General features: G+C 68.1%; 28 protein-coding genes, 1 other RNA gene, 3 pseudogenes and 1 riboswitch. Of the genes and pseudogenes, 21 read left to right on the forward strand and 11 right to left on the reverse strand.

Features of this window, described 5'->3' with window-relative positions:
* Positions 1-558: an IMPACT family protein gene (locus BVI061214_RS10685; protein ID WP_053768364.1), complete on the reverse strand. Its 558-nt coding sequence runs from the start codon at positions 556-558 to the stop codon at positions 1-3.
* Positions 559-589: 31 nt separating this feature from the next.
* Positions 590-1,381 carry a shikimate dehydrogenase gene (aroE, locus tag BVI061214_RS10690; protein ID WP_053768365.1) on the reverse strand — a complete coding sequence of 264 codons (792 nt, stop codon included), beginning with the start codon at positions 1,379-1,381 and terminating at the stop codon, positions 590-592.
* A 53-nt stretch (positions 1,382-1,434) separates the two neighbouring features.
* Here aroE and BVI061214_RS10695 point away from each other — a divergent pair, with 53 nt between their 5' ends.
* The 15 genes and pseudogenes from BVI061214_RS10695 (at position 1,435) to BVI061214_RS10755 (ending at position 12,767) form a co-directional block, all read left to right on the forward strand.
* On the forward strand, positions 1,435-2,703 hold the full coding sequence (locus BVI061214_RS10695; protein ID WP_156303261.1) for an NfeD family protein: 1,269 nt from the start codon (positions 1,435-1,437) through the stop codon (positions 2,701-2,703).
* A 2-nt stretch (positions 2,704-2,705) separates the two neighbouring features.
* On the forward strand, positions 2,706-3,683 hold the full coding sequence (gene floA, locus BVI061214_RS10700) for a flotillin-like protein FloA (protein WP_053768366.1): 978 nt from the start codon (positions 2,706-2,708) through the stop codon (positions 3,681-3,683).
* Complete coding sequence (locus BVI061214_RS10705) at positions 3,680-4,075, forward strand: hypothetical protein (RefSeq protein ID WP_053768367.1); 396 nt, start codon at positions 3,680-3,682, stop codon at positions 4,073-4,075. The genes floA and BVI061214_RS10705 overlap by 4 nt, the downstream gene beginning before the upstream one ends.
* Positions 4,036-4,734, forward strand: a pseudogene (locus BVI061214_RS14110) (PhoH family protein); the annotation flags it as partial. The gene BVI061214_RS10705 and the pseudogene BVI061214_RS14110, both read left to right, overlap by 40 nt.
* Before the next feature lie 261 nt (positions 4,735-4,995).
* Positions 4,996-5,523, forward strand: a pseudogene (locus BVI061214_RS14115) (LAGLIDADG family homing endonuclease); the annotation flags it as partial.
* 279 nt (positions 5,524-5,802) lie between these two features.
* Positions 5,803-6,102 (forward strand): annotated as a pseudogene (locus tag BVI061214_RS13905) (PhoH family protein); the annotation flags it as partial.
* Positions 6,080-6,499 (forward strand): rRNA maturation RNase YbeY, encoded by a 420-nt coding sequence (gene ybeY, locus BVI061214_RS10715; protein ID WP_003048201.1) that lies wholly within the window; start codon positions 6,080-6,082, stop codon positions 6,497-6,499. The pseudogene BVI061214_RS13905 and the gene ybeY, both read left to right, overlap by 23 nt.
* Positions 6,454-6,852 carry a diacylglycerol kinase gene (locus BVI061214_RS10720; protein WP_155982911.1) on the forward strand — a complete coding sequence of 133 codons (399 nt, stop codon included), beginning with the start codon at positions 6,454-6,456 and terminating at the stop codon, positions 6,850-6,852. Before ybeY ends, BVI061214_RS10720 begins: the two co-directional genes overlap by 46 nt.
* 4 nt (positions 6,853-6,856) lie before the next feature.
* On the forward strand, positions 6,857-7,219 hold the full coding sequence (locus BVI061214_RS10725; RefSeq protein WP_003048199.1) for a hypothetical protein: 363 nt from the start codon (positions 6,857-6,859) through the stop codon (positions 7,217-7,219).
* Positions 7,220-7,282: 63 nt separating this feature from the next.
* The gene (locus BVI061214_RS10730) at positions 7,283-7,753 is read left to right on the forward strand and encodes a GreA/GreB family elongation factor (RefSeq protein ID WP_053768368.1); all 471 of its coding nucleotides are present in this window, start codon (positions 7,283-7,285) and stop codon (positions 7,751-7,753) included.
* On the forward strand, positions 7,750-9,228 hold the full coding sequence (lysS, locus tag BVI061214_RS10735; protein WP_053768369.1) for a lysine--tRNA ligase: 1,479 nt from the start codon (positions 7,750-7,752) through the stop codon (positions 9,226-9,228). The genes BVI061214_RS10730 and lysS overlap by 4 nt, the downstream gene beginning before the upstream one ends.
* On the forward strand, positions 9,228-10,094 hold the full coding sequence (locus BVI061214_RS10740) for a cation diffusion facilitator family transporter (protein WP_053768370.1): 867 nt from the start codon (positions 9,228-9,230) through the stop codon (positions 10,092-10,094). Before lysS ends, BVI061214_RS10740 begins: the two co-directional genes overlap by 1 nt.
* A 114-nt stretch (positions 10,095-10,208) precedes the next feature.
* On the forward strand, positions 10,209-11,864 hold the full coding sequence (locus BVI061214_RS10745) for an acyl-CoA mutase large subunit family protein (protein WP_053768371.1): 1,656 nt from the start codon (positions 10,209-10,211) through the stop codon (positions 11,862-11,864).
* Between the two features lie 10 nt (positions 11,865-11,874).
* Complete coding sequence (locus tag BVI061214_RS10750; RefSeq protein ID WP_156303262.1) at positions 11,875-12,303, forward strand: cobalamin B12-binding domain-containing protein; 429 nt, start codon at positions 11,875-11,877, stop codon at positions 12,301-12,303.
* Positions 12,300-12,767 (forward strand): PaaI family thioesterase, encoded by a 468-nt coding sequence (locus BVI061214_RS10755; RefSeq protein WP_053768372.1) that lies wholly within the window; start codon positions 12,300-12,302, stop codon positions 12,765-12,767. The genes BVI061214_RS10750 and BVI061214_RS10755 overlap by 4 nt, the downstream gene beginning before the upstream one ends.
* On the opposite strand, the gene BVI061214_RS10760 is transcribed toward BVI061214_RS10755, so the two are convergent.
* The 9 genes from BVI061214_RS10760 to ssrA form a co-directional block, all read right to left on the reverse strand.
* Positions 12,742-13,095 carry a hypothetical protein gene (locus tag BVI061214_RS10760; protein WP_053768373.1) on the reverse strand — a complete coding sequence of 118 codons (354 nt, stop codon included), beginning with the start codon at positions 13,093-13,095 and terminating at the stop codon, positions 12,742-12,744. The two genes, BVI061214_RS10755 and BVI061214_RS10760, sit on opposite strands and share 26 nt — an antisense overlap.
* A 57-nt stretch (positions 13,096-13,152) precedes the next feature.
* Entirely contained in the window at positions 13,153-14,070 is a 918-nt protein-coding gene (locus BVI061214_RS10765; RefSeq protein ID WP_082333150.1) for an MBL fold metallo-hydrolase, read from the reverse strand.
* A 22-nt stretch (positions 14,071-14,092) separates the two neighbouring features.
* Entirely contained in the window at positions 14,093-16,228 is a 2,136-nt protein-coding gene (locus tag BVI061214_RS10770; protein ID WP_053768374.1) for a vWA domain-containing protein, read from the reverse strand.
* Between the two features lie 4 nt (positions 16,229-16,232).
* A complete protein-coding gene (locus tag BVI061214_RS10775) occupies positions 16,233-17,432 on the reverse strand; it encodes a bifunctional 3,4-dihydroxy-2-butanone-4-phosphate synthase/GTP cyclohydrolase II (protein ID WP_053768375.1) in 1,200 nt (399 codons plus the stop codon).
* Positions 17,432-18,016: a riboflavin synthase gene (locus tag BVI061214_RS10780; RefSeq protein ID WP_053768376.1), complete on the reverse strand. Its 585-nt coding sequence runs from the start codon at positions 18,014-18,016 to the stop codon at positions 17,432-17,434. The genes BVI061214_RS10775 and BVI061214_RS10780 overlap by 1 nt, the downstream gene beginning before the upstream one ends.
* Positions 18,016-19,149: a bifunctional diaminohydroxyphosphoribosylaminopyrimidine deaminase/5-amino-6-(5-phosphoribosylamino)uracil reductase RibD gene (gene ribD, locus BVI061214_RS10785; protein WP_082333151.1), complete on the reverse strand. Its 1,134-nt coding sequence runs from the start codon at positions 19,147-19,149 to the stop codon at positions 18,016-18,018. Before ribD ends, BVI061214_RS10780 begins: the two co-directional genes overlap by 1 nt.
* A 2-nt stretch (positions 19,150-19,151) precedes the next feature.
* Positions 19,152-19,272: riboswitch (FMN riboswitch) on the reverse strand.
* 29 nt (positions 19,273-19,301) lie between these two features.
* Complete coding sequence (locus BVI061214_RS10790) at positions 19,302-19,742, reverse strand: type II toxin-antitoxin system VapC family toxin (protein ID WP_248841763.1); 441 nt, start codon at positions 19,740-19,742, stop codon at positions 19,302-19,304.
* A complete protein-coding gene (locus BVI061214_RS10795; RefSeq protein ID WP_053768378.1) occupies positions 19,729-19,959 on the reverse strand; it encodes a ribbon-helix-helix domain-containing protein in 231 nt (76 codons plus the stop codon). The genes BVI061214_RS10790 and BVI061214_RS10795 overlap by 14 nt, the downstream gene beginning before the upstream one ends.
* Before the next feature lie 56 nt (positions 19,960-20,015).
* Positions 20,016-20,388: a transfer-messenger RNA gene (gene ssrA, locus BVI061214_RS12670) on the reverse strand.
* A gap of 162 nt (positions 20,389-20,550) precedes the next feature.
* On the opposite strand from ssrA, the gene rimP reads away from it, so the two are divergent.
* The 6 genes from rimP (at position 20,551) to secD (ending at position 26,691) form a co-directional block, all read left to right on the forward strand.
* Positions 20,551-20,976: a ribosome maturation factor RimP gene (gene rimP / locus BVI061214_RS10800; protein ID WP_053768662.1), complete on the forward strand. Its 426-nt coding sequence runs from the start codon at positions 20,551-20,553 to the stop codon at positions 20,974-20,976.
* 8 nt (positions 20,977-20,984) lie between these two features.
* Entirely contained in the window at positions 20,985-22,142 is a 1,158-nt protein-coding gene (nusA, locus tag BVI061214_RS10805) for a transcription termination factor NusA (RefSeq protein WP_053768379.1), read from the forward strand.
* A gap of 2 nt (positions 22,143-22,144) precedes the next feature.
* Positions 22,145-22,420, forward strand: a complete 276-nt coding sequence (locus tag BVI061214_RS10810; protein WP_053768380.1) for a YlxR family protein — start codon at positions 22,145-22,147, stop codon at positions 22,418-22,420.
* Positions 22,389-24,104, forward strand: coding sequence for a translation initiation factor IF-2 (infB, locus tag BVI061214_RS10815; protein ID WP_053768381.1), 1,716 nt, complete (start codon positions 22,389-22,391; stop codon positions 24,102-24,104). The genes BVI061214_RS10810 and infB overlap by 32 nt, the downstream gene beginning before the upstream one ends.
* 8 nt (positions 24,105-24,112) lie before the next feature.
* Positions 24,113-24,403, forward strand: a complete 291-nt coding sequence (locus BVI061214_RS10820; protein WP_003048158.1) for a hypothetical protein — start codon at positions 24,113-24,115, stop codon at positions 24,401-24,403.
* 77 nt (positions 24,404-24,480) lie between these two features.
* Complete coding sequence (gene secD / locus BVI061214_RS10825) at positions 24,481-26,691, forward strand: protein translocase subunit SecD (RefSeq protein ID WP_053768382.1); 2,211 nt, start codon at positions 24,481-24,483, stop codon at positions 26,689-26,691.
* Positions 26,692-26,786: the final 95 nt, after the last annotated feature.

A 26,786-nucleotide genomic window follows, 5' to 3' on the forward strand; every position in this document is an offset into this window, starting at 1 on the left:
TTACCCTTCCACCACCCGCCCCCGGGTAGCGTCCTGAAGGGCTTTTAGAAACGCCTCCCTCTCCCCCTCGGGAAGGGCCAGCTGGAACCGGACGCCCTCAGGCAGGTAGATCTCCTCCGCCCCATGCCCCCACTTCTGCAAGAGGGCGTGCACCCGGCCCACTTCAGCGAAGGGCACCACGAAGGCCAGGGGCACCTTCCGCCCCCGGCGCAACGCCTCCGCCGCCACGCCCCCGTAGGCCCGCACCAGCCCCCCCGCCCCCAGCTTGACCCCGCCGAAGTAGCGGACCACCAGCACCGCCACCCGGTCCAGGCCCTGGGCCTCTATGGCGTGGAGGATGGGCTTCCCGGCCGTTCCCGCGGGCTCGCCGTCATCAAAGAAGCGGTAGAGGGGGCCCACCTTGTAGGCGTAACAGTTGTGGGTGGCCTCGGGCTCCCGGTGGGCCTCCAAAAAGGCCAAGGCCTCCTCCTCCGAGGCCACGGGGACCGCCTTGGCGATGAAGCGGCTTTTCTGGATGACCTCCTCGTGGACCACGGGTTCAGCCAGGGTCAGGCGCACAAGACCTCCGGGCAAGACCGCCCCCTCCAGCCTACCCGCCCAGGGCCCTCAAGGCCGCCTCCTCCATCCCCTTGGGGTCCGGAAGAAGCCCCGTCCAGATTTGGAAGGCCAAGGCCCCCTGCCAGGCCAGCATGGGAAGCCCCGTCTGCACCAGAAGCCCCCGGGCCCGGGCCTCCTTCAGGAAGCGGGTCCAGAGGGGGCGGTAGACCAGGTCCACCGCCGCCCCCGCCTCGGGGAAGAGCTCGGCGGGGAGAGGGGTCTCCTCGGGGGCGTTCAGGCCCACGCTGGTGGCGTTGACGAGAAGCCGCGCCTCCCTGGCCCGCTCCAGGGGCACCGCCCTGAGGCCAAAGGCCTCCGCCAGGGCCAGGGCCCGCTCCTCGGTGCGGTTCCAGACCCAGACCTCGAGGCCCGCCCCCTTCAGGGCGTAGGCCACCGCCCGCCCCGCCCCCCCGGCCCCCAGGACCAAAGCCGGGCCCTGAAGGGGAATCCCCCCCGCCTTCAGGGCCTCCAGAAAGCCCAAAGCGTCGGTGTTGAAGCCGAAGAGGTGCCCCTTCAGGGAAAGCACGGTGTTGACCGCCCCGATGGCCTTGGCCTCGGGAGCCGCCCAGTCCACGAACTCCAGGGCCTTTTCCTTGAGGGGAATGGTGAGGTTCACCCCCCGGTACTCCCGGCGCACCTCCTCAAGGCGGTCGGCCAGGTGCACAAGAGGGGTCTCCAGGGCCTCGTAGGTGCCGGGAAGGCCCAGGCTCCTGAGGGCGTGGGCGTGCATGGCGGGGGACAGGGAGTGGGCCACGGGATGGCCCAAGACGGCCAGGCGCAGCATCCCCTAAAGGATAGCGTGGCCCAGGCCCCATCTTCCCGGGCAAAGCGTATAGAATGGAGGCGGTGAAAAGGCTCTTGGCCCTTGCCCTTCTCCTCTCCCTGGCCCTGGGAAAGACCTACCTCATCCCCATCCAGGGGGAGATTGACCCCGCTTTGGCCGTCTTCGTGGACCAGGCCCTCTCCCGGGCCGAGCGGGAGGGGGCGAGCGGGGTGGCCCTCCTCATTGACACCCCCGGGGGAAGGGTGGACGCCGCCATCCGGATCTCCGACCGCCTCCTGCAAACCCCCCTCCCCACCCTGGCCGTGGTGCAGAACGCCTTCTCCGCCGGGGCCCTCATCGCCCTCTCCTGCCGCCAGATCGCCATGCTCCCCGGCTCGGAGATCGGGGCCGCCCTGCCCATCGTGGCCCCGCCCCTAGGCCAGCCCCAGGCGGCCGACCAGAAGGTAATCTCGGCCCTAAAAGGGAAGTTCCGCGCCGTGGCCGAGGCCAGGGGGAGGCCCGTCCAGCTGGCGGAGGCCATGGTGGACCCGGCCATAGAGATCCCCGGCCTCACCGCCAAGGGAGAGCCCCTCACCCTCTCCGCCGACAAGGCGGTGGAGCTCAAGGTGGCCGACTTCAAGGCGGGAAGCCTGCCCGAGGCCCTGAGGCAGGCGGGCTTCAGCCCGGAGACGGAACGGCTCACCCCAGGCCCCCGGGTCCAGGTGGCCCGCTTCCTGACCAGCTCCGCCGTGGCGGGGATCCTCCTGGCCCTGGGCCTTCTCCTCCTCCTCCTGGAGCTCTTCACCCCGGGCTTCGGCGTGATGGGGGCTCTGGGCCTGGCCTTCTTGGGCCTCTACTTCGCCGGGGGGTGGTTGGCGGGGCTTTCCGGGGCCTTTGAGCTCCTCCTCTTCTTCCTGGGCGTGGGCCTCCTCCTGGTGGAAGCCTTCTTGTTCCCGGGGTTCGGCATCGCCGGGGCCTTGGGCGTGGGGGCCATTCTGGCCTCCGTCTACTTCACCTTCGGGGAAAACGCCCTCCTGGTGATGGCCATCGCCGTGATCGCCCTGGGGCTTGGGCTTCTCCTGGTGTTCCGCTACCTGCCCAGGACCCGCCCCGCCAGGGCCCTGGTCCTGGAGAGCGCCATTGAGGCCCACGCCACGGGGGAGGAGGTGGAGGTAGGCATGGTGGGTACGGCCCTCACGGACCTCAGGCCGGGGGGCGTGGCCCGGTTTGGGGCCAAGCGCATGGACGTGGTAGCCAACCGTGGGTTCATCCCCAAGGGCACCCCTATCAGGGTGGTGGAGGTGCGGGGGCCCACGGTGGTGGTGGAGGCTTTGGAGGAATAGCTATGGAAGGAATCGGCGTGCTCTTTTTGGCCTTTGTTGTCCTCGTTCTGGTCTTTCTCTTCTTCAGCCTCATCCCGGTGGGCCTCTGGATCTCCGCCTGGGCGGCCGGGGTGCGGGTCCCCCTGCTGACCCTGGTGGCCATGCGCCTCAGGCGCGTGCCCCCGGCCAAGATCATCTACCCCCTCATCAAGGCCACCAAGGCGGGGCTGGACGTGCGGCTGGACCGCCTCGAGGCCCACTACCTGGCGGGGGGCAACGTGGACCGGGTGGTGGACGCCCTCATCGCCGCCGACAAGGCCGGCATCAAGCTCACCTTTGACCGGGCGGCGGCCATTGACCTGGCGGGCCGGGACGTGCTGGAGGCGGTGCGGGTCTCCGTGAACCCCAAGGTCATCCAGACCCCCATGGTGGCGGCCGTGGCCAAGGACGGCATCCAGCTTCTGGCCACCGCCCGGGTCACGGTGCGGGCCAACATTGACCGCCTGGTGGGCGGGGCCGGGGAGGAGACCATCATCGCCCGCGTGGGGGAAGGCATCGTGACCACCATCGGCTCCGCCAACTCCCACAAGGAGGTCTTGGAGAACCCCGACCGCATCTCCAAGACCGTTTTGGAGAAGGGCCTGGATGCCGGCACCGCCTTTGAGATCCTCTCGGTGGATATCGCCGACGTGGACGTGGGCAAGAACATCGGGGCCCAGCTCCAGATTGACCAGGCCGAGGCCGACAAGAAGATCGCCCAGGCCAAGGCGGAGGAGCGCCGGGCCATGGCCGTGGCGGCGGAGCAGGAGAACCGGGCCCTAGTGGAGGCCATGCGGGCCAAGCTGGTGGAGGCCCAGGCCCAGGTCCCCCTGGCCCTGGCCGAGGCCCTGAGGAAGGGAAACCTGGGGGTCATGGACTACTACCGCCTCAAGAACATAGAGGCCGACACCGACATGCGGGAGTCCATCAGCCGGGCGGCCAAGCCCGAGGGTGAGGAATGAGCCTGGGCGACCTTTTAGGCCTCCTTTTCCTCCTCTTCTTCGTGATCCTCCCCGCCCTTCAGGGCCTGCGCCGTGCGCCCCCCACGCCCCCGGTCTTTCCCGAGGAGCCCTTTCCCGAGCCCCGGCCCGCCCCCAAACCCAAGCCCAAGGCCAAGCCCAGGCCCAAACCCCCCCCTGCCCCGGCCCTTGAGCCCAGGCGGCCGGAAGGGGAAAGCTTAGAACGCCTCCCCGCTCCGGAAAGGACCCCGCTGGAAGTGCGCTTCCGCGAGGAAGTTGAGGAAACGCCCACGCCCAAGAGGCGCGCCAAGCGCCTTGTGTCCACCGACCCCGAGAGCCTGCTGAAAGGGGTGATATGGCACGAAATCCTGAAGAAGAAGCCCAGAGGGTGGTGATCCCCCTTAAGCCCGAGGAGACCCTAGCCTTCCTGGGCCAGGCCGACCGCCACCTGAAGAAGCTCCGCGCCCTCTTCAAGGAGGCCTTGGGCGAGGGGCTGAAGCTGGTGGTCCGCGGGGACCAGGTGGAGCTATTGGGAGAGCCGGAGAAGGTGGCGGTGGCGGAGCGGGTGGTGCGGGACCTCTTGGCCCTCCTCCGCCAGGGGGCGGAGCTGGACGAGCCCACCCTGGAGCAGGCCGTGGCCCTGGCCCAGGAGGGGCAGGGCCTCTACGAGGCCACGAGCCTGGAGTCCGAGCTGAGCCTTCCCGGCCGCCTCCGGCCCAAGACCCCGGGGCAGAGGCGGTACGTGGAGGCCATCGCCAAAAACGACATCACCTTCGGCGTGGGCCCCGCCGGAACCGGCAAGACCTACCTGGCGGTGGCCATGGCCGTGAGCCACCTTCGGGCCCGCAAGGTCAAACGCATCGTCCTGACGCGGCCGGCGGTGGAGGCGGGGGAGAAGCTGGGCTTTCTGCCCGGGGACATCCAGGCCAAGGTGGACCCCTACCTGAGGCCCCTCTACGACGCCCTCTTTGACATGATTGACGCTGAGCGCTTTGAGCAGTATCTGCAGTCAGGGATCATTGAGGTGGCGCCCCTGGCCTTTATGAGGGGCAGGGCCCAGCCCGTGGACACGCCGGTGCTGACCCCCGAGGGCTTCCGTCCCATCGGCAACCTGAAGCCAGGGGACTGGGTGGTGGGGGCCTACGGCGTGCCGGTGATGGTGGTGGCCGTCTATCCTCAGGGGAAGCAGCCCATCTACCGGGTCCGCTTCAGCGACGGCGTGGAAACCCGGGCCACGGGAGACCACCTCTGGGCCGTCCTCACGCCCTGGGACCGGAGGCGAGGGCGCCCCCCTCGCCTGGTCACCACCGAAGAGATGCGGGGGAACCTCCGCCTGCACCACCAGCACCGCTACGAAGTTCCCCTCCTCCAAGCGCCCGTAGAGTTTCCCAAGCGCCCCGTCCCCTTGGACCCCTACGCTCTGGGCCTCCTCCTGGGAGATGGATGCCTCACGGGCAGCACCACGCCTAGCTTCTCCACCGGCGACCCCGAGCTTAAAGAGGCCCTTGCCGAAAGGCTTCAAGGGGTGCAGGTAATCCCGAAAGGCGGCGTGGACCACGCCCTGACCCTGGGCTTCAAGGGGGGGAAAAACCGCAACCCGGTCAGCGAGGCCCTCCGGGCCCTAGGCCTCTGGGGAACCCGCTCCAACGAGCGCTTTGTGCCCGAAGACTATCTGTGGAACACCTCGGAGGTTCGTTTGGGCGTTCTCCAAGGCCTGCTGGACAGCGACGGCAGCGTGCACGCGCAGGAGGGACGAAGGGCGCGGGTTCAGTTCTCCACCTCCTCTTTCCGCCTGGCCCGGGACGTGGCCTTCCTGGTCCGCTCCCTGGGCGGCGTGGTCTACCATCGGGTGCGGCCCCAAGACCGCCTGCGCCCGGGCCTGGCCCGGGGCCGGCCCGTCTACCACCGGGCCGAAAGCCACGTGCTGGATATCCGCCTGCCCCCGGGGCTTCCGCCCTTCCGCCTGGCGCGAAAGGCAAAGGTCTATGCCCAAACCGGAGGGATTCGTCCCATGCGATTCGTGGAAGCCATTGAACCCGCCGGGGAGGCGGAGGCGGTGTGCATCACGGTGGCCAGTCCCGACGGCCTTTACGTGACCGAGGACTTCATCCTCACCCACAACACCCTGAACGACGCCTTCATCATCCTGGACGAAGCCCAGAACACCACCCCGGAGCAGATGAAGATGTTCCTGACCCGCATGGGCTTCAGCTCCAAGATGGTCATCACCGGGGACGTAACCCAGATTGACCTGCCCAAGCACCAGAAGTCGGGCCTCATTGAGGCCACCCGCATCCTGAAGGGGATTGAGGGCATCGCCTTCATCTACTTCAAGGAATCCGACGTGGTCCGCCACCCCCTGGTGGCCCGCATCATCAAGGCCTACGAGGAGGCCGAGCGTGGTGGCGGTTCTGGCCAATAAGCGCCCCCCAAGGGGCCTTGTGCCCAGGCTCCGCCGGGCCCTTTCCGCCCTCATGGAGGAGCTGGGCGTGGGAGACAAGGCGGTCACGGTGATCCTCACCGGGGACCGGCGCATAAGGGCCCTCAAGCGGGCGTGGTGGGGGGAGGACGAGGCCACCGACGTCCTCTCCTTCCCCCACTACGAGCCCGGGGACCCCTTCGTCCCCCCCCACCTGGGGGACATCTGGATCAGCCTGGACACGGCGAGGAGGCAGGCGGAGGCCCGGGGAGCCCCTTTGGAGGAGGAGGTCCTGGTCCTGGCGGCCCACGGGCTTTGGCACCTCCTGGGCCACGACCACCAGAAGGAGGAGGATTGGGAAGGGTTCCACCGCGTCCAAGAGAGGATCCTCACCCTGTAAAGGGGGTGGCCCGCTCCTTCCTCTACGCCTGGGAGGGCCTCGTCTACGCCTGGCGGGTGCAGAGGAACTTCCGCCTCGAGGCCTATTTGGGCCTTTTAGCCCTCCTCCTCGCCCTCTGGCTTGGGGTGGACCCGGTGCCCGTCCTTCTCCTCATCGCCTTGGTCCTCTCCCTGGAGCTTTTGAACACCGCCCTCGAGGCCCTCACCGACCTGGCGAGCCCCGTCTACCACCCCCTGGCCAAGCGGGCCAAGGACACCGCCGCCGCCGCTGTCTTCCTGGCGAGCCTCCTGGCCCTCTCCATCGGCCTCCACCTCTTCCTCCCTCCCCTTCTCCGCAAGCTTGGGCTAATCTAGGGGCATGGACCACGAAGAGCGGGAGATGATCCTGGAGCTCTTTCCAGGCACCTCCCCCGACCTCCTCCCCATCGGGGAGATCCTCTACTACCGGGACGAGGAGGGGCGGGTGGTCATCGTGGAAAAGGGCCCTCCGGAGCTTTCCCTCACCCTAGAACCCCTCCCCGGCCACGTGGCGGGCCCCCAGGTGTGCGAGGCCTGCCGCCGCCACCTCTCGGGAAGCGCCCTGGGCTTCTTCCGGCATCCCGTGGGGGGCAAGGAGACCCACCTCCGCTACCTGGTCCTCTGCCAGGACACCGCCTCCTGCGCGGGCCACGCCGAGCCCGAGCGTTTGAGGGAAATCCTCCTTCGGGGTATACTCACCTGAGAAGGAGGCCCCTGGGCCAGGGAGGTCGGCTTTGGCCGGCCTCCATGACTTACGAGGTGAGCTATGGCGCGCGAGGTGAAGCTAACCAAGGCCGGCTACGAGCGGCTCATGAAGCAGCTGGAGCAGGAGAGGGAGCGCCTCCAGGAGGCCACCAAGATCCTGCAGGAGCTCATGGAGTCCAGCGACGACTACGACGACTCGGGGCTGGAGGCGGCCAAGCAGGAAAAGGCCCGCATTGAGGCCCGCATTGACAGCCTGGAGGACGTGCTCTCCCGGGCGGTGATCCTGGAGGAGGGCACCGGCGAGGTCATCGGCCTGGGCTCGGTGGTGGAGCTGGAAGACCCCGCCACGGGGGAGCGCCTTTCGGTCCAGGTGGTCTCCCCCGCCGAGGCCAGCGTCCTGGAAAACCCCATGAAGATCTCCGACGCCTCGCCCATGGGCAAGGCCCTCCTGGGCCACCGGGTGGGGGATGTCCTCTCCCTGGATACCCCCAAGGGCAAGAAGGAGTTCCGGGTGGTGGCGGTCCACGGATGAACGAGCAAACGCGCCAGCGCCTTCTGAACCTGGAAGCCCTGGTAGAGGCGGGGTTTGAGCCCTACCCCTACCGCTTCCCCAAGACCCATAGCGCCAGGGCCATCCTCGAGGCCAAGGCCGGGGCCCCTCCGGAGACCGAGTGGCCGGAGGAGGTGGCCCTGGCGGGGCGGGTGGTGGCCATTCGGCGCATGGGCAAGGTCACCTTCGCCCACCTCCTGGACGAAAGTGGCCGGATCCAGCTCTACTTCCAAAAGGACCTGACCCCCCGCTACGAGCTTCTGAAGAAGCTGGACGTGGGGGACATCCTGGGGGTCAAGGGCCCCCTCTTCACCACCAAGACCGGGGAGGTCACGGTCAAGGTCCTCTCCTGGACCCCCCTGGTGAAAAGCCTCCACCCCCTGCCCGACAAGTGGCACGGCCTCAAGGACAAGGAGGTGCGCTACCGCCAGCGCTACCTGGACCTGATCGTGAACCCCGAGGTCCGGGAGGTCTTCAGGAGGCGCTCGGAGATGGTGCGCTACATCCGCCGCTTCTTTGAGGACCGGGGCTTCTTGGAGGTGGAAACCCCCATCCTCCAGGCCACCACCGGCGGGGCCGAGGCCAGGCCCTTCAAGACCTACCACAACGCCCTGGACCACGAGTTCTTCCTCAGGATCTCCCTGGAGCTTTACCTGAAGCGCCTCCTGGTGGGCGGCTACGAGAAGGTCTTTGAGATCGGCCGGGTCTTCCGCAACGAGGGGATAGACCACAACCACAACCCCGAGTTCACCATGCTGGAGGCCTACTGGGCCTACGCCGACTACCAGGACATGGCCCTCTTGGTGGAAGAGCTCCTTTCCGGCCTCGTCCTCCACCTCTTCGGCACCTACGAGGTCCCCTACCAAGGCCGCATCCTGAACTTCAAGCCCCCCTTCCGCCGCATCTCCTTCGTGGAGGCCCTGAAGGAGAAGGCGGGCCTCCCCTTTGACCCTTTAGACCTGGAGCGCCTCCGCCTCTGGGCCGATGCCCACCACCCCGAGCTGGCCCAGGTACCCAGCTACAAGCTCTTGGACAAACTTTTTGGCCTCTACGTGGAGCCCGAGCTCCAGGACCCCACCTTCGTCTTTGACTTCCCCCTGGCCATAAGCCCCCTGGCCAAACGGCACCGGGAAAGGCCAGGCCTCACGGAGCGCTGGGACCTCTTCGCCGGGGGGATGGAGCTGGCCCCCGCCTACTCGGAGCTCAACGACCCTTTGGACCAGCGGGAGCGCTTTTTGGAGCAGGCCAGGCGCCGCAAGGAGGGGGACGAGGAGGCCCCCGAGCCCGACGAGGACTTTCTCCTGGCCCTGGAGTACGGCATGCCCCCGGCGGCGGGGCTGGGCCTGGGGATTGACCGGCTGGCCATGCTCCTCACCGACCAGGCCTCCTTAAGGGACGTCCTCCTCTTCCCCCTGATGAAGCCCAAGAAGGAGGAAGAGGCCCTGGAAGAGGCCTAATGGCGGAGCGGGCGGCCTGGACCAGCCTGCTTGTGGCCCTCCTAGTCCTGGGGCTGAAGGCCCTGGCCTACCGCCTCACGGGCTCGGTGGCCCTCCTCTCCGACGCCCTGGAGTCCACGGTCAACGTGGTGGCGGCCCTCCTGGCCCTCTTCGCCATCCGCTTCGCCGCAAGGCCCCCGGATGCCACCCACCCCTTCGGCCACACCAAGGCCGAGTACCTCTCCGCCGTCCTCGAGGGGGTCTTCATCCTCCTGGCCGCCTTCTTCATCGCCAAGGAGGCCCTGCCCCGCCTCCTCCACCCCACGCCCCTCGAGGACCTGGGCCCCGGGCTTGTGGTCAGCCTCCTCGCCTCCACCCTAAACGGGCTTCTCGCCTACCGCCTCATCTCCCTGGGCAAGGCCCTCCGCTCCCCTGCCCTCGCCGCCGACGGCTACCACGTCCTAAGCGATGTCCTCACCTCCTTGGGGGTCCTCCTGGGGGTGGGCCTGGCCTGGGCCACGGGCTTTTGGGCCCTGGACCCTCTGCTCGCCCTTCTGGTGGCGGCGAACATCCTCTACATGGGCTTCCGCCTGGTGCGGGAGTCCTTGGGGGGCCTTCTGGACGAGGGCCTCTCCCCAGAGGAGGTGGCCCGGATCCAGGCCCTGATCGCCCGGGAACTCTCGGGCAAGGCCCTGGAGGTCCACGACCTGAAGACCCGCAAGGCGGGGCACCGGGCCTTTTTGGAGTTCCACCTGGTGGTCCCGGGAAGCCTCACCGTGGCCGAGGCCCACGCCCTCTGCGACCGACTGGAGAAGGCCCTCGAGGCCGAGATCCCCGGGCTTAGCGTCACCATCCACGTGGAGCCGGAAAGCGAGCGCCAGGCCTAAGTACCCCAAGAACCTTTTGCCGGGGCCCCCATGCTGGCTTGGGCCAGCATGGGGTGGTGTAACGCTCTTTTCCCCACGGGCGAAAAAGCGTAAACTAGGGGCCAAGGAGGGCCCATGCGGAAGAAGCACGACTGGCTCAGGGAGACCTACCGGAAGAGCCTGGAGAAGATGCCGGAGAGGCCCGTGGCCCACCGCACCCTCTCGGATATCGCCCCCGAGCCCCTCTACACCCCGGAGGACATCGGGGTCCTGGACCCAGAGTACGAGGAGAAGCGGGGCTTCCCCGGCGAGTACCCCTACACCCGGGGGGTCTACGGCTCCATGTACCGGTCCAAGCTCTGGACCATGCGCATGTTCGCCGGGTTCGGCACCGCCGAGCAGACCAACGAGCGCTTCAAGAAGCTCCTGAAGGCGGGGCAGACGGGGCTTTCCGTGGCCTTTGACCTCCCCACCCTCATGGGCTACGACTCCGACCACCCCCTCGCCAAGGGGGAGGTGGGGAAGTGCGGGGTGGCGGTCAGCAGCCTCGCCGATATGGAGATCCTCTTTGACGGCATCAACCTGGAGGAGGTCACCACCTCCATGACCATCAACTCCCCCGCCAACGCCATCTGGGCCATGTACCTGGCGGTGGCCAAGAAGCGGGGGTACGACTGGAAGAAGCTGGGCGGCACCATCCAGAACGACATCCTCAAGGAGTTCATCGCCCAGAAGGAGTTCATCTTCCCCCCCGAGCCCAGCGTGAAGCTGGTCATTGACACCTTTGAGTGGGGGCCCAAGAACGTCCCCAAGTGGAACTTCATCTCCGTCTCCGGCTACCACATCCGCGAGGCGGGCTCCACGGCGGTGCAGGAGCTGGCCTGGACCCTGGCGGACGGCTTTGAGTACGTGGAGGCCGCCCTCAAGCGGGGCCTGGACGTGGACGAGTTCGCCCCCCGGATCAGCTTCTTCTTTGACGTCCACAACGACTTCTTTGAGGAAATCGCCAAGTTCCGCGCTGCCCGGCGCATCTGGGCCAAGGAGATGCGCCACCGCTATGGGGCCAAGAACCCCCAGAGCTGGGCCCTCCGCACCCACGCCCAGACCGCCGGGGTCTCCCTCACCGCCCAGCAGCCCCTCAACAACATCGCCCGGGTAGCCATCCAGGCCTTGGCCGCCGTCCTTGGGGGCACCAACAGCCTCCACACCGACGCCTACGACGAGGCCCTGGCCCTGCCCACGGAGGAGAGCGCCACCATCGCCCTCCGCACCCAGCAGATCATCGCCTACGAGACCGGCGTCACCCACACTATAGACCCCCTGGCGGGGAGCTACTACCTGGAGTGGCTCACCGACGAGATGGAGCGCCAGGCCATGGCCATCATTGAGGAGATCCGCCGCATGGGGGGCGTGGTGCGGGCCATTGAGGAGGGCTACTTCCTCCGGGAGCTGGCCGAGGCCAGCTACCGCTACCAGCAGGAAGTGGAGCGCAAGGAGCGCATCATCGTGGGGGTGAACGCCTTCACCGACGAGATTCCCCTCAAGGTCCCCATCCAGCTGGTGGACCCCGAGGTGGAAAGGGTCCAGGCGGAGCGCCTGGCCCGGGTGCGCCGCGAAAGGGACGCCAGGCGGGTGGCCGAGGCCTTGGAAGGCCTCCGCCGGGCGGCCAAGGAGGGCCAGAACACCATGCCCCACTTCGTGGAATGCGCCCTAGCTTACTGCACCCTGGGGGAGATGATGGACGTCCTGCGGGAGGTCTACGGCACCTACCAGGAGCCCGCCTACGTGTAGGAGGGTTGGCATGGCGGACCTGAACAGGCGCATACGGGTGCTTATCGCCAAGCCGGGGCTGGACGGCCACGACCGTGGGGCCAAGGTGGTGGCCCGGGCCCTGCGGGACGCCGGCATGGAGGTCATCTACACCGGCCTCCGGCAGACCCCGGAGATGATCGTCTCCGCCGCCATCCAGGAGGACGTGGACGCCGTAGGGCTTTCCATCCTCTCCGGAGCCCACATGCACTACTTCCGCGAGGTCAAGCGCCTCCTGGACGAGCAGGGGGCTTCCGATATCCTCCTTTTCGGCGGAGGCATCATCCCCGATGAGGACGTGCCCAAGCTGAAGGAGCTGGGGGTAGCCGCCGTCTTCGGCCCCGGCACCAGCACCCAGGAGATCGTGGACTTCCTGAAGCGGGCGGTGCCCGAGCGCTGGAAGGCCCAGGGACTGGCATGAAGGCCATCCAGCTCCACTACCCACCGGAGTGGGCCCACTGCTACGGGTGCGGGTACCTCAACCCCATGGGCCTCCACATCAAGACCTACTGGAACAAGGAGAAGGGGGAGAGCGAGACCCGCTTCACCCCAAGCCCCCACCACACGGCCATCCCCGGCTTCGTCTACGGAGGGCTTTTGGCCTCCTTGGTGGACTGCCACTCCACCGCCACCGCCGCCGCCGCCAAGGCCCAAGCCGAGGGGGTTTCCCTGGAGGAAAACCCCTTGCGCTTCGTCACCGCCAGCCTCAAGGTGGACTACCTGAAGCCTACCCCCTTGGGACCGGAACTTCTCCTGGTGGGGCGGACCAAGGAGGTCAAGGGCAAAAAGGTGGTGGTGGAGACCGAGCTTTACGCCGAGGGCACCCTCACGGTGCGGGGAGAGGCGGTTTTTGTCCAGATCACCGAGGGCTTTGCCAGGCCTTAAGCGCCTCCAGGGAGCGGATCAGGGCCCCCAGGGGCTCGGCCTTGGGGGAGGCGATGAGGACCAGCTCCAGCCAGGCCTGCTCCAGAATCTCCTTGACCTCGTCCAGGCCCTCCCCGCCCCAGGCCTGGCCCAGGGCCGCCGCCTGGAGCATCTCCTGGAGGCGGCGGTTCTCCTCCTCCATCCGCCTTAGGTACCACCCCAGGCGGAGGGCCTCCATCTCGGCGTGGACGAGCTTGCTCTGGAGCTCGGCGATCTTGCGGTTCTCCGCCTCTACCTTGGCCCGAAGGGGGGCCATGCGGCGCTCCAGCTCGTCGTCCCAGTGGAGCATGGGTCTATTTTAGGTTCGCCCCTGGGAAGAAGGTGTGACGTGCGCACATGAGAACCCTTAGAACTCAAAAAAGGCGGGTACGAACTCATACCCCTCCCCCTGGCGTCGGATGCGCCCCAGGGCTGGCCAGGGAAAGTGGTAGGCGGTGACCAGGCTCCGCTCCTCGGCCACCCTTTGGAAAAGCCGGGCCCGGGTGCGCACCGCCTCGGCCTTGTCCATGTCAAAGCCCAGGTAAGCCTGAGAAAAGCGTAAAGAGAGAAGGTAATGCCCAGCGGCGTCCCCGAAGACGAAAAGCTTCTGGCCTTGGGAGGCCACCTCGAGGCTCATGTGCCCCGGGGTGTGGCCGTAGGAGGCCACCGCGCGCACGCCGGGGAGGATCTCCTCCCCCTCTTTCACGGCCCGAATGCGCTCCTTTAGGGGCACCAGGGTACGGTTCACCGCTGGAGAAGGGTTCTTAAGCCAGTAGTCTAGGTCCACCTCCCCCATAAGGTAGGCGGCCCGGGGGAAGGCGGGGCGACCCTCCCCGTCCACCAAACCCCCGATGTGGTCGGGGTGGCCGTGTGTGAGGAAGACGTGGGTGATGTCCTCGGGAGCGTAGCCCGCCAGCTCCAAATGGGCGAGGAGCCGCCCGCCGGCGGCCACGCCCCGCCCCGTGTCCACCAAAAGCCGGGCCTCCCCCAGGTCCAAAAGCACGGGGTTAAAGTTGTTGCGGGTGGCCTCGGGGTTCAGGAAGTTTTCCTCCAAGGTGCGGCGGAAGGCCTCCTGGAGCTCCGGGTTAGCCCCCCAGTTGGGCAGTAGAGGCCCAGGAGGCGACTGCCCGTCGGAAAGGACGATGGCGGCCACGCCACCTAGGGAAAACCGGTAAAACCCACCCCCATTCACCCCCTTAGGAGACCGCCCTTGGGCTTGCCCCCCGAGGAACAGCCCCGAAAACAAAAGGCCTCCCGTGGCCTGGATAAAGGTTCTGCGCTTCATGCTTGCCCCCTTGAGCAAGAGGCTACGCCTGGGAGGCCTCCCAGAATGTGACCCGGCCCACCCGCCCCTCCCAAACCCTCTCCAGCAAGAAGAGGACCAGGGCCAGGGCCAGCAGGTAGGGCCTAAGGGGAAGGGAAGCGGTGGCCCTTCTGGGAAGCTCTTCCAGGGTGAGGAGCCGCCCCCCGCTCCCCTCGGCCAGGGCCTTTAGGTTCCCCTCCCCGTCCCTTGGGGTCCACTCCCCGGGGAGGGGAAGGGCCAGGGGGAGGCGGAGCTTTCCCGAAAGCAAAACGCCTTCCTCCCGGAGGACGGCCTCGTACCTGAGGGGCCCCGTGGGCACCAAGGGAACCTCCTTCCCGCCCACCAGAACCTGGGGAGCCTCGAGGCGGCCCAGGACCACCGCCCGCACCCCCTCCCCCTCGGGGTAGGCGTAAAGGGCCAGGGCCCTCTGCCCCCCGGCCAGGTAGCGGGCCAGGCCCCCCAGGAAGGGGGCGGCCCCCTCCCAGCCCTTCCAGGAGCGGGAGAGGTCGGTGGCCAGGGCGGCCACCCTCCCCTCCCCCCGCTCCCCCAGGGCCAGGAGGGCCCGGTCCCCGCTCTTTAGGACCACCTGGGCCCAGGGCTCGGCCCGGGCAGGGAGAAGCACGGAGAGGGGCGGGAAGGCGAAGCCCTCGGTGAGGGGGTGGGAGAGGGCCTCCACGGGAAAGCGCCCTTCCAGACTTTCCCCTTGGAAGACCTCCTGCCCCTCCTTGAGGAAGAGGCGGGGAAGCTCCTGGGGCGTGGCCGCCCGGTAGAACCGCCCCCCGCCCCTTTGGGCCAGGGCCTCGAGGAAGGCGGCGTCGGCGTCCGGGCCCAGGGCCAGGGCGCTCACCTCAACCCCGGCGGTGGCGGCCAGGGCCAGGATGGGCTCCTTGGGGTCGGCGATGAGGCCGTCCGTGAGTACCAAGACCGCCTTCCGCTCCACGGGCACATCCTCAAGGAGGCGGAGGGCCTCGCGGAAGGCCCCGCCCAGGACCGTCCCCCCACCCGCCCGCAGGGAGAGGAGGAGGCTTTCCGCCTCCTTCTTGCCCTGGGCGGTCATGGGCCTGGGGGGAAAGAGGACCCTGGGACTGGAGCTAAAGAGGACCACCCCCAGGTAGTCCTCAGGGGCGGCGCTTCTGACGAGCTCCAAAGCCCCCGCCACCGCCATGGCCAGCTTCTCCCCCTCCATGCTCCCCGAGACGTCCAGCACCAGGACCAAAGCCGCCCCCTTCCGCCCCAGGGGCTTCAGGGGAAGGTCCTCCGGCAGGGCCCGGTCCCAGCCGCCAAAGAAGAGGCCCTTGGGGGTGGCGGTGAAGAGGAGGCCGCCCCCCCGGCGCAGGTAGTCCCTGAGGGCTTCTGGGGCCCCCGGGGGCAGGTCCAGGACCCCCAGGCCCACGGCCACCAGGTCCGCCTCCAGGGGAAGCCGGAAGGCCTCCTCCACCAAAAAGCCCTGGGCCTCCAGGTACCGGGCGAGGGCGGGGTCCCCCAGGACCAGGGCCCTGGCGCGGTCGGCGGGGGCCAGGCGGGCTTTGGCCTCGCTCCTTCCCCAAGGACCTTCCGCCACGGCCCGCACCTCCGCCTCCCCCGTCAGGGGAAAGGCGTAGGTGAGGACCCGCCGCCCCTCCACCCGAAGCCGCCGCTCCCAAGGGCCCGCCGGGCCCTCCACCCGGAGGCGGGCCTCGGCGGGGCGGGGGGCCTCGAGGACCACCCCCACCCCCACGGTCTCCCCCAAAAAGGGGTAAGGGGGCGGGACCAGGCGCAGGTCCACGTGGGCCTTGGGGGGGACGTAGAGGGCGTCCAAAGGAAAGGGCGGGGGGACAGGGGAAAAAAGGCCGTCGGAGACCAGGACCACCCGGCTTGGCCGGAGCCTCAGGGCCTCCTGGAAGGCCGCCCTCAGGTCCGTCCTCTCCCCCAGGTCCAGCCGCCTGGCCGTGGGAGAGGGCAAAAGGACCGCCCGCTCGGCGAAGGCCACGTAGGTGGCCTCCCGGGGAAGGCGCCCGGCCAGGGCGAAGACGCCCTCCCTCGCCGAGGGGGAGAAGTCCAGGAGGTAGACCACCCGGCCCGGCAGGGGAAGCCTCGGGTCCAAGGCCGCAAGGAGAAGGAGGAGAAGAACAAGCCCCCGCAAAACCGGGACCCTGCCCACGGCCTCAGTCCATCCAGTGGCCCAGCTTCTCCTTCTTGGCCTGGAGGTAGCGCTCGTTGTGGGGGTTGTCCCCGGCCCTTAAGGGGACGCGCTCCACGATCTCTATGCCGAAGCCGGAAAGGGCCTTCACCTTTCTCGGGTTGTTGGTGAGAAGGCGCATCTTCCGTACCCCCAGGTCGTAGAGGATCTGGGCCCCCACCCCGTAGTCCCTTAGGTCCGGGGGAAAGCCCAGGGCCAGGTTGGCCTCCACCGTGTCCAGGCCCTGGTCCTGGAGGTGGTAGGCCCGGATCTTGTTGACGAGGCCAATCCCCCGCCCCTCCTGCCTCAGGTAGACCAGGACCCCCTTGCCCTCCTGGGCGATCCGCTCCATGGCCAGGTCCCTTTGGAAGCCGCAGTCGCACCTCAGGGAGTGGAGGGCGTCCCCGGTGAGGCACTCCGAGTGCATGCGCACCAAGACGGGCTCCTCGGGGTCCCAGCTCCCCATGACCAAGGCGGCGTGCTCCTCCCCCGTGAGGGTGTCCCGGTAGCCCAGGATGCGAAACTCCCCGAATCGGGTGGGAAGCGTGGCCTCGGCCTCCCGGCGCACGTAGAGGTCGCCCTTCAGAAGCCGGTAGCGGATGAGGTCGGCGATGGTCCCCACCTTGAGGCCGTGCCTCCTGGCGAACTCCAAGAGGTCGGGCAGGCGGGCCATGGTGCCGTCCTCCTTGAGGATCTCAATGAGGCTTCCCACCGGGGTTAAGCCCGCCAGGCGCAGGAGGTCCACCGTGGCCTCGGTGTGCCCGGCCCGGCGCAGGACTCCCCCGGGCCTGGCCACCAAGGGGAAGACGTGCCCCGGGCGGCGGAAGTCCTGGGGCCTGGCCTCGGGATCGGCCAGAAGCCGGATGGTGGCCGCCCGCTCAAAGGCGGAGATGCCGGTGGTGGTGCCCCGGGCGTCCACGCTCACCGTGAAGCGGGTCCCCTGAGGGTCCTGGTTCCTTTCCACCATGAGGGGAAGGTCCAGGGCCTTGGCCCGCTCCTCCGGCATGGCCACGCAGAGGAGGCCCCGGCACTCCCGGAGCATGAAGTTCACCCACTCCGGGGTCACGTGCTCCGCCGCCATGATGAGGTCGCCCTCGTTCTCCCGGTCCTCGTCGTCCACCAGGATCACCGGGCGGCCCTGGCGGAGTTCCTCTAAGAGTTCCTTGACGCCCGCAAGTCCCTCCATCACGCCCTCCCCACAAGCCTTTCCAGATACCGGGCGATGAGGTCCACCTCCAGGTTCACCCCATCCCCCACCCTCAGGCCCCCCAGGTTGGTCACGGCCAGGGTGTGGGGGATGAGGGTCACGAAGAAGGCCTCGCCCGCAAGGCCCGCCACCGTGAGGGAGACCCCGTTCAGGGCCACGCTCCCCTTCTCGGCGATGTAGCGGGCGTACTCCGCAGGGGGCCTAAAGAAGTAGTCCTTGGCCCCCGGGGCCTCCCGCACCTCCACCAGCTCCGCCACCCCGTCCACGTGCCCGGTGACGAAGTGGCCGCCCAGGCGGTCCCCCACCTTGAGGGCCCGTTCCAGGTTGGGGCGGTGGCCCACCCGCCAGGTGGGGGCGGTGCGCCTCAGGGTCTCCTGGGCCAGCTCCACCCAAAACCCCTCCCCGTCCACGGCGACGGCGGTGAGGCAGGCCCCGTCCACGGCGATGGAGTCCCCCACCTTCAGGTCCTCGAGGACCTTCTTTGCCCCTATCCGCACCCTCAGGAAGGGGCCTTCCTGCACCTCCAGAACCACGCCCGTTTCCTCTACCAGTCCGGTGAACATCACCCCTCCAGGTACGCCTCCAGCCAAAGGTCATCGCCCAGCCACTCCCGGCGGTGAAGGCGAAGCCTAAGGGCCTCCGCCATCCGCTGCACGCCAAAGCCCTCAAGAAGGCCCCGCCCCTCCCCCAGAAGCTTGGGGGCCAGGAAGAGGGCCAGCTTGTCCACCAGCCCCCTGGCCAAAAAGGCCCCGGCAAGCCCTGGGCCGCCCTCCAGAAGCACCCCGTCTATCCCCTCCGCCCGCAAAAGGGCCAAGGCCCTTTCCGGGCTCACCCGCCCCCCCTCCCGGGGAAGCTCCTCCACCCGGGCCCCGGCGGCCTCTAGGGCCTTAAGCCGCTCCTTGGGGGCCCCCTCCCCCGCCAGGATGAGGACCCTGGCCCGCTCCCCCCGGGGGCCAGGGCGGAAGAGGCGGGCCGTGGGCGGCGTGCGGGCCTCGGTGTCCAGGACCACCTTCAGGGGGTCCCGGAGGGGCGGGGGCTCCAGCATGAGGGGGAAGGGGCGGAAGTCCGGCTCCCGCACGGTGAGGGCGGGGTCGTCCTGAAGGACGGTCCCCACCCCCACCATGACGGCGGGGAGCCACTGCCGGTAGGCGTGGGCCACCCGGCGGCTCGCCTCGGAGGAGACGTAGCGGGCATCCCCCAGGCGCGTGGCCACCCGCCCGTCCAGGGTGAGGGCCGCCTTTAGGAGGACGAAGGGGCGGCCCCTCCTTAGGGCGGTGAAGAAGGCCTCGTTCTGATCCTGGGCCTCCTGCTCCAATAGCCCCGCCTCCACCGCCACCCCGGCCGCAAGGAGCCTGGCCATGCCCCCCTGGGCCAGGGGGTTGGGGTCCCGGGCCGCCAGGACCACCCGGGCCACCCCCGCCCGGATCAGGGCCAGGGAGCAGGGGGGGGTGCGGCCGTGGTGGTCGCAGGGCTCCAGGCTCACATACACCGTGGCCCCGCGGGCCCGCTCCCCGGCGGCCTCGAGGGCCAGCGCCTCGGCGTGGGGGGCCCCCGCCCTGGGGTGGTACCCCTCCCCCACGATCTCCCCGTCCCGCACCACCACCGCCCCCACCAGAGGGTTGGGGTGGGTGTGGCCCCGGGCCCTTTCGGCGATCTGCAGGGCTCTTCGCAAAAAACGCTCGTCCAGGTCGCGCAAACGCCCTCCTTCTCCCATCCGGACTTTCACCGTCGGCCCCGGAGTTCCACCGGGTCGGGCCCCAGAGGGGCTTCGCGGGCTTTCACCGCCGGTGGGGACTTCCACCCCGCCCCGAAGGAGGTGCCACAGGCACCAAACCCAGTCTACCGGGCCTAAAGGGGGGAAGTGTGGGGGTGGACCACTTCCAGCCCCTCCCCCTGGGCCAGGACCAGAAAGTGGGCGTCCAGGGTCAGCACCGGGGCCTGCCACAGGAGTCCGGTGGCCGCCACCAGGGCATCGGTGAGGCCCAGGGGAAGGTCCCGGTAACGCAAAAGCATGCGGTGAGCGTGGGACAGAGCCTCCGCATCCCAATGGGCCAGGAAAAACCCCGCCTCCAGGTCCTCCAAAAAGCGCAGCAGAGGCTTCAACCCCAGGCGCTTTTCCAAAAGATAACCCACCTCGGCCAAAATCGCCGCGGGAAGGACAAGGGGCCCAGGGAATCTGGCCACCTGCCCCTTCACCCAGCCGTGATCGGGGTCCAGGCGGTTCACCCAGGCGAAAACCGCCGAGGTATCCAAAACCAAGGCCCAGAGGCCCTTTTCAGGAAGGTTCACGCCCCTCCTTGCCCCAGGCCGCCTCCAGCCAGGCCTCGGCGCCACGCCCCGTCAGCTCAGGGTCCTCCCCGGCCCCCAAGGACCTGGATGCGGGCCGGGAGAGGTAGCGCTCAAGGGCCTCCCGGACAAGCTCAGCCTGGGAGCGCCCCTCCTGCCTGGCCCGCATCTCCAAGAGGCGCTTTAACCTCTGGGGAAGGTACAGCGTGGTCTTTTCCATACCGCCATACTACCATACAAGGGGCCAAAAGAAAAAGGTGCCTTTCGGCACCCTTTTGGTGGAGGTGGGGGGAGTTGAACCCCCGTCCGAAGGTCTCTACGGCGGGCCTCTACGCGCGTAGTCCGCGTTTTAGGTGTCCCCCTGGCTTAGCCCGCGGACGGGCGGCCAGGGGCGAGCCCCCTTGCGCTTCGCCTGGGGTTAGGGGGCGTGGCCCCAGGCTAGCCGGGTTTGTGTCCCCGCATCCGGTGAGCCCCCGGCAGGGCCACCGGGCGAGGTCGCGGTCATTAAGCCGCGAGAGCAGCAGGCTTGTTGGCCTTTGTGGTTTCGCGGGTTTTTACGGTCACGCCCTTTTGGGCGTACCTACGAGGCCACCCGCACCTCGGCGCGCAACCCTGCCTTCGACGACCCCCGTCGAGACCGTTCACCCCCATGTGCCTTGGCCGGACTCGGACCGGCAACCTTGAGTGTATCAGGCTAAAGGCCTTGTGGTCAAGGCCCCCTTGGGTGTACACTGGGGCCAGTGCTCCCAAGGGAGGGGGGTGGGTGTAAGCCCACCCTTCCTTTGTGAAGGGGGCCAGCAGGAGGTGCCGGGTGGACCTTTGGCGGTTGGTGGAAGAAGCGGTGGAACCTTTGGACCTCGAGGTCCTAGAGGTCAAGGAGGCCCCGGGAGAGGTCCTGGTGCGGCTTGAGCGCAAGGACGAGAAGCCCATCACCGTGGCCGATCTGGAGCGGGCCAGCCGCCACATTGAGGCGGTCTTGGACCGGGAGGACCCCATCCCCGGGAGCTACCGCCTTCTGGTGGAGTCCCCAGGTCCCAAAAGGCCCCTTTTCACCCGCCGCCACTTTGAGCGCTTCCAGGGGCTAAAGGCCAAGGTCCCGGGCCCGGAGGGCTTCGTGGGGAGGATCCTCCGGGTGGAAGGGGACGAGGTGGTCTTCCAGGTGGGCTCCCTGGAGAAGCGCCTCACCCTGGGCACCTTCCGCGCCACCCTGGCCGAATGGCCTGAGGAGCCCAGATAGGAGGAAGGATGAACCGGGAGTTCATAGAAGCCCTGCAGCACCTCGCCCTGGAGCGCGGGGTCAGCACGGAGGAGGTCCTCGAGGCCTTCAAGGAGGCCCTGCGCAAGGCCTACATCAAAAGACAAAAAGGATACAAAAAAGAGGAGGTGGAGGAGGGCAAGGGCCCCGAGGTGGACGTCTACATTGACCCCCAGACCGGGCGGATAGAGATGGTGGAGGTCCGCCGGGTGGTGGAGAAGGTGGAGGACCCCGATAAGGAGATCTCCCTGGCCGAGGCCCTCCAGTACGACCCCGAGGTCCAGCTAGGGGACGAGATGGAGTTCCCCATTGATCCCGAGGGGCTCTCCCGGGTGGCCATCCAGGACCTGCGCCAGCTCCTCACCCAGCGCCTCAAGGAGTCCGAGCGGAACCGCATCTACAACGAGTACAAGGACAAGGAAGGGCAGGTCCTGACCGGCGTGGTGACCCGGGTGGACAACCGGGGCAACGTCTTCGTGGACCTGGGCCGGGGGGAGGCCTACCTGCCCAAGAGCGAGCAGATCCCCACCGAGCGCTACTACCCCGGCCAGCGCCTCAAGGTCTACCTGAAGAAGGTGGACCGCTCGGCCAAGGGCCCCTCCCTGATCGTGAGCCGGGCCCACGAGAAGCTTCTGGAACACCTCCTCAAGCAGGAGGTCCCCGAGATCGCCGAGGGCATCGTGGAGATCAAGGCCATCGCCCGGGAGCCCGGCCGCAGGAGCAAGGTGGCGGTGACGAGCCACAACCCCAACGTGGATCCCATCGGGGCCTGCATCGGCCACAAGGGCCAGCGGATCCAGGCGGTCTCGGCGGAGCTGGGCCGGGAAAAGGTGGACATCATCCTGTGGTCCAAAGACCCCAAGGAGTTCATCAGAAACGCCCTCTCCCCCGCCCAGGTGGGCTCCATTGAGCTGGACCCCGAGGCCAAGAAGGCCCGGGTCAAGGTGACCAAGGACCAGCACTCCCTGGCCATCGGCACCGGCGGGCAGAACGTGCGCCTGGCCTCCAAGCTCACCGGCTACGACATCCACTTTGAGGAGGCGGAGATCTCCGACCTGGACGAGGCCATCCGCCGGGCGGCCCAGGAGGAGGCCGAGGAGAAGACCCGGGCCAAGGAGGAGTTTGAGAAGCTCTTCCGGGACCTCTAGCCATGAAGCACGTCCCCCTGCGCATGTGCGTGGCCTGCCGCAAAAGGCGGCCCAAGGGGGAGCTACTCCGGGTGGTCCTGACCGAGGGGGGCTTCCTCCTGGACCCCACGGGGAAGCTCCCCGGCAGGGGGGCCTACGTCTGCCCCGACAACCCGGACTGCTGGACGGAAAAGAAGCTCCGGCGCTTCGCCGGAGGCCGGGCCAAGGCCTTGTCCGAAGCGCTTATGGCCCACCTAGGAGGTAAGGATGGCCAAAATACGCATCTACCAGCTGGCTAAAGAGCTGGGCATGAAGAGCGAGGAGCTTTTAGAGCTCCTGGACCAGATGGGGGTGCCCTACAAGTCCCACGCTTCCACCCTGAGCGAGGAGGACGCCGAGGCGGTGCGGGAGCTGGTCAAGGAGCAAAGGGGCCTACAGGAAAAACAGGCCGAGGAGGAGAGGCGGAAAAGCCTCCCCAGGCGCCCCCCCGTGGTGGTCATCATGGGCCACGTGGACCACGGGAAGACCACCCTCCTGGACTACCTCAGGAAAAGCCGCATCGCCGAGAAGGAGGCCGGGGGGATCACCCAGCACGTGGGGGCCTTTGAGGTGAAAACCCCCCAGGGGACCGTGGTCTTCATTGACACCCCGGGGCACGAGGCCTTCACCACCATCCGCCAGCGGGGGGCCAAGGTGGCGGACATCGCCGTGATCGTCATCGCCGCCGACGACGGGGTCATGCCCCAGACCGAAGAGGCCATCGCCCACGCCAAGGCCGCCGGGGCCAAGATCATCTTCGCCCTCAACAAGATGGACCTGCCCCAGGCCGACCCCGAGAAGGTGAAGCGCCAGCTGATGGAGCGGGGCTTCGTGCCCGAGGAGTACGGGGGCGACGCCATCATCGTGCCCATTAGCGCCAAGACGGGGCAAGGGGTACAGGACCTCCTGGAGATGATCCTCCTCATCGCCGAGCTGGAGGACTACCGGGCCGACCCGAACGCCGAGCCTAAAGGGGTGATCCTGGAGTCCAAGCTGGACAAGCAGGCGGGCATCATCGCCAACATGCTGGTCCAGGAAGGCACCTTCCGCGTGGGGGACTACGTGGTGGCCGGGGAGGTCTATGGACGCATCCGGGCCATGATGGACTCCGAGGGCAACCAGCGCAAGGAGGCGGGGCCGGGAAGCGCCGTCCAGGTCCTGGGCTTCCAGGAGCTCCCCCACGCCGGCGACGTGGTGGAGTGGGTACCGGACCTCGAGGCCGCCAAGGAGATCGCCGAGGAGCGCAAGGAGGAAAGGAGGGCCAAGGAGGAGGCCGAGAGGGAGCGCCGCCCCAGGACCATGGCCGACCTCCTGCGGGCCCTAGAGGAGGAGGGGCAGAAGGAGGTCAACCTCATCCTGCGGGCGGACACCCAGGGCTCCCTGGAGGCCATCCAGCACATCCTGGCCCGGGAGAGCACCGACGAGGTGAAGATCAACGTCCTCCTGGCCCAGGTGGGGGCCCCCACGGAATCCGACGTCCTCCTGGCCCAGACGGCGGGAGCGGCCATTTTGGCCTTCGGGGTCAACCCGCCCGCCTCGGTGAAGAAAAAGGCCGAGGAGAAGGGGGTCCTCCTCAAGACCTTCCGCATCATCTACGACCTCATTGACGAAGTGCGGAACATGGTCAAGGGGCAGAAGGAGCCCAAGTACAAGGAGGAGGTCCTGGGCCGGGCCGAGGTGCGGGCCGTCTTCCGCCTGCCCACGGGCAAGCAGGTGGCCGGGTGCATGGTCACCCAGGGCAAGATCCTGAGGAACGCCGAGGTGCGGGTTCTGCGCAAGGGGCAGGAGATCTGGCGGGGCCGCATCGGAAGCCTCAAGCGCTTCAAGGAGGACGTGCGGGAGGTGGCCCAGGGCTACGAGTGCGGGCTTGGCCTCGAGGGCTTTGACGAGTTCCAGGAAGGGGACATCATAGAGGCCTTCCAGCTGGTGGAGGTGCCCGCTTAGGGGGGTCCGTGGGGCGGGCCTTGGTTCTGGGAGCGCTTCTAGCCCTCCTCCTTCAGGGGGGGGCCTGGCCGGAACCCAGGGGAAAAGGGGAAGCGGGCCTCTTCCCCGGGGGACCCACCCTGGTCCTGAAGGAAGAGCGGAAGCCCCTTCTCCCCTCCCCTCTCCTCCCCCCCAAGGGGGAGAAGCCCTCCCCCCTTAGCCTCAGGCCCTGGAAGGCCCCGCCCCCCCTGCCCAATACGCCTCTTCCGAGACCGCTCCTTTACCTCCTCTACGGGAAGCTCCAGCTAGAGGGGGGCTAGGCCGGGGTTTTCCCACCCTTTTCCGCAACATCCGGCCCTAAGACCAAAGGCAAGGACGAGACCTTCTGGAGGTAAATATGAACCGCAAACTGACCACCGGCCTGCTTCTTTTGGGCCTTTTCCTCCTTTCCCTCCTGGCGGTGTGGAAGCCCTGGGCCCCGGATGAGCCCAAGGTCCGCCTGGGCCTGGACCTCAAAGGGGGGCTTCGCATCTTGCTGGAAGCGGACGTGGAAAACCCCACCCCCGACGACCTGGAAAAGGCCCGCACCGTGCTGGAAAACCGCGTCAACGCCCTGGGCGTGGCCGAGCCCGTCATCCAGATCCAGGGGCAGAGGCGCGTCGTGGTGGAGCTCCCCGGCCTCTCCCAGGCCGACCAGGACCGGGCCCTGAAGCTCATCGGCCAGCGGGCGGTCCTGGAGTTCCGCATCCTCAAGGAAGGGGCCACCGGCACCACCGTGGCCCAGATCAACCAGGCCCTGAGGGAAAACCCCCGCCTGAAGCGGGAGGACCTGGAAAAGGACCTGATCAAGCCCGAGGACCTGGGGCCGCCCCTCCTCACGGGGGCGGACCTGGCGGACGCCCGGGCGGTCTTTGACCAGTTCGGCCGCCCCCAGGTGGCCCTCACCTTCACCCCCGAAGGAGCCAAGAAGTTTGAGGAGGTGACCCGGGCCAACGTGGGCAAGCGTCTCGCCATCGTCCTGGACGGCAAGGTCTACACCGCCCCCGTCATCCGCCAGGCCATCACCGGCGGGCAGGCGGTCATTGAGGGGCTTTCCGGCCTCGAGGAGGCCAGCGAGATCGCCCTGGTCCTGCGCTCGGGGGCTCTGCCCGTGCCCCTCAAGGTGGTGGAGATCCGGGCCATCGGCCCCACCCTGGGCCAAGACGCCATCCAGGCGGGCATCAGGGCGGCGTTGATCGGCACCCTGGCCATCTTCCTCCTCATCTTCGCCTACTACGGGCCAAGCCTGGGCCTGGTGGCCTCCTTGGGCCTCCTTTACACCTCAGCCCTGATCCTGGGCCTTCTCTCGGGGCTCGGGGCTACCCTCACCCTGCCCGGCATCGCCGGTCTGGTCCTCACCCTGGGCGCGGCGGTGGACGGCAACGTCCTCTCCTTTGAGCGCATCAAGGAGGAGCTCCGGGCGGGCAAGCGCTTCCGCCAGGCTATCCCCGAGGGCTTCCGGCACTCCACCCTCACCATCTTGGACGTCAACGCGGCCCACCTCCTGGCGGCGGCGGCGCTTTACCAGTACGCCACCGGCCCCGTGCGGGGCTTCGCCGTGGTCCTGGCCATCGGGGTGGTGGCCAGCGTCTTCTCCAACCTGGTCTTCAGCCGCTACCTCCTGGAGCGCCTGGCCGAGCGGGGGGAGATCCGGCCCCCCATGTGGCTGGTGGACCCCCGGTGGAACTTCATGGGCCCGGCCCGCTACATCACGGCGGCCACCCTGCTCCTGGCCGCGCTGGCCTCGGCCGTGGTCTTCACCAAGGGCTTCAACTACAGCATTGACTTCACCGGAGGCACCGCCTACCTGATCCGGACCTCCCCGGAGACGGGCGTGGACACCCTGAGGCGCTTCCTGGCGGAGAAGGGCTTCCCCGCCAAGGAGGCCGTCATCACCGAGGTCCAGGCCCCTACCGCCAGCGCCAGCTACAAGGAGTTCTCCTTGAAGCTCCCTCCCCTCGAGGACGCCAAGCGCCTGGAGCTGGAAAGGCTCTTTAGGGAGGAGCTGAAGGCCCAGGTCCTCACCTCGGAGACCGTGGGCCCCGCCGTGGGCCAGGAGCTGAGGCGGAACGCCATCATGGCGGTGCTGGTGGGCCTTGGCCTCATCCTCATCTACGTGGCCTTCCGCTTTGACTGGACCTTCGGCGTGGCCAGCGTCCTGGCGGTGGCCCACGACGTGGCCATCGTGGCGGGGATCTACAGCCTCCTGGGCCTGGAGTTTTCCATCTCCACCATCGCCGCCCTGCTCACCATCGTGGGCTACTCCATCAACGACTCCATCGTGGTCTCGGACCGGATTCGGGAAAACCAGAAGCTCCTGCGGGGGATCCCCTACGCCGAGATGGTCAACCGCTCCATCAACCAGACCCTCTCCCGCACGGTGATGACCAGCCTCACCACCCTCCTGCCCATCATCGCCCTCCTCTTCCTGGGGGGAAGCGTCCTAAGGGACTTCGCCCTGGCCATCTTCGTGGGCATCTTCGTGGGCACCTATAGCTCCATCTACGTGGTGAGCGCCCTGGTGGTCTTCTGGCGGAACCTCCGGGGCCAACAGCCCAAGCGGGCCTAAGTACCCCACCGCGGCAAAAGCCGCGGTGGGGGCCCCAGAAAAGCCCTTCCACAGCCCTGACTTTGGCACCCCATGTTGCGAAACCAAAGTGCGAG

It is taken from the genome of Thermus aquaticus, assembly GCF_001280255.1.
In the GTDB taxonomy this organism is placed as follows: domain Bacteria; phylum Deinococcota; class Deinococci; order Deinococcales; family Thermaceae; genus Thermus; species Thermus aquaticus.

Excerpts from the sequence above, each read along its gene's own strand:
- BVI061214_RS10795 (WP_053768378.1), bottom strand. The coding sequence starts at position 19,959 with ATGGAAAAGACCACGCTGTACCTTCCCCAGAGGTTAAAGCGCCTCTTG.
- BVI061214_RS10725 (WP_003048199.1), top strand. The coding sequence starts at position 6,857 with ATGGACCACGAAGAGCGGGAGATGATCCTGGAGCTCTTTCCAGGCACC.
- infB (WP_053768381.1), top strand. The coding sequence starts at position 22,389 with ATGGCCAAAATACGCATCTACCAGCTGGCTAAAGAGCTGGGCATGAAG.
- floA (WP_053768366.1), top strand. The coding sequence starts at position 2,706 with ATGGAAGGAATCGGCGTGCTCTTTTTGGCCTTTGTTGTCCTCGTTCTG.
- lysS (WP_053768369.1), top strand. The coding sequence starts at position 7,750 with ATGAACGAGCAAACGCGCCAGCGCCTTCTGAACCTGGAAGCCCTGGTA.
- BVI061214_RS10695 (WP_156303261.1), top strand. The coding sequence starts at position 1,435 with ATGGAGGCGGTGAAAAGGCTCTTGGCCCTTGCCCTTCTCCTCTCCCTG.
- BVI061214_RS10755 (WP_053768372.1), top strand. The coding sequence starts at position 12,300 with ATGAAGGCCATCCAGCTCCACTACCCACCGGAGTGGGCCCACTGCTAC.
- secD (WP_053768382.1), top strand. The coding sequence starts at position 24,481 with ATGAACCGCAAACTGACCACCGGCCTGCTTCTTTTGGGCCTTTTCCTC.
- BVI061214_RS10705 (WP_053768367.1), top strand. The coding sequence starts at position 3,680 with ATGAGCCTGGGCGACCTTTTAGGCCTCCTTTTCCTCCTCTTCTTCGTG.
- nusA (WP_053768379.1), top strand. The coding sequence starts at position 20,985 with ATGAACCGGGAGTTCATAGAAGCCCTGCAGCACCTCGCCCTGGAGCGC.
- BVI061214_RS10810 (WP_053768380.1), top strand. The coding sequence starts at position 22,145 with ATGAAGCACGTCCCCCTGCGCATGTGCGTGGCCTGCCGCAAAAGGCGG.
- BVI061214_RS10760 (WP_053768373.1), bottom strand. The coding sequence starts at position 13,095 with ATGCTCCACTGGGACGACGAGCTGGAGCGCCGCATGGCCCCCCTTCGG.
- BVI061214_RS10750 (WP_156303262.1), top strand. The coding sequence starts at position 11,875 with ATGGCGGACCTGAACAGGCGCATACGGGTGCTTATCGCCAAGCCGGGG.
- BVI061214_RS10780 (WP_053768376.1), bottom strand. The coding sequence starts at position 18,016 with ATGTTCACCGGACTGGTAGAGGAAACGGGCGTGGTTCTGGAGGTGCAG.
- aroE (WP_053768365.1), bottom strand. The coding sequence starts at position 1,381 with ATGCTGCGCCTGGCCGTCTTGGGCCATCCCGTGGCCCACTCCCTGTCC.
- BVI061214_RS10745 (WP_053768371.1), top strand. The coding sequence starts at position 10,209 with ATGCGGAAGAAGCACGACTGGCTCAGGGAGACCTACCGGAAGAGCCTG.
- BVI061214_RS10730 (WP_053768368.1), top strand. The coding sequence starts at position 7,283 with ATGGCGCGCGAGGTGAAGCTAACCAAGGCCGGCTACGAGCGGCTCATG.
- BVI061214_RS10775 (WP_053768375.1), bottom strand. The coding sequence starts at position 17,432 with ATGGAGGGACTTGCGGGCGTCAAGGAACTCTTAGAGGAACTCCGCCAG.
- BVI061214_RS10765 (WP_082333150.1), bottom strand. The coding sequence starts at position 14,070 with ATGAAGCGCAGAACCTTTATCCAGGCCACGGGAGGCCTTTTGTTTTCG.
- BVI061214_RS10740 (WP_053768370.1), top strand. The coding sequence starts at position 9,228 with ATGGCGGAGCGGGCGGCCTGGACCAGCCTGCTTGTGGCCCTCCTAGTC.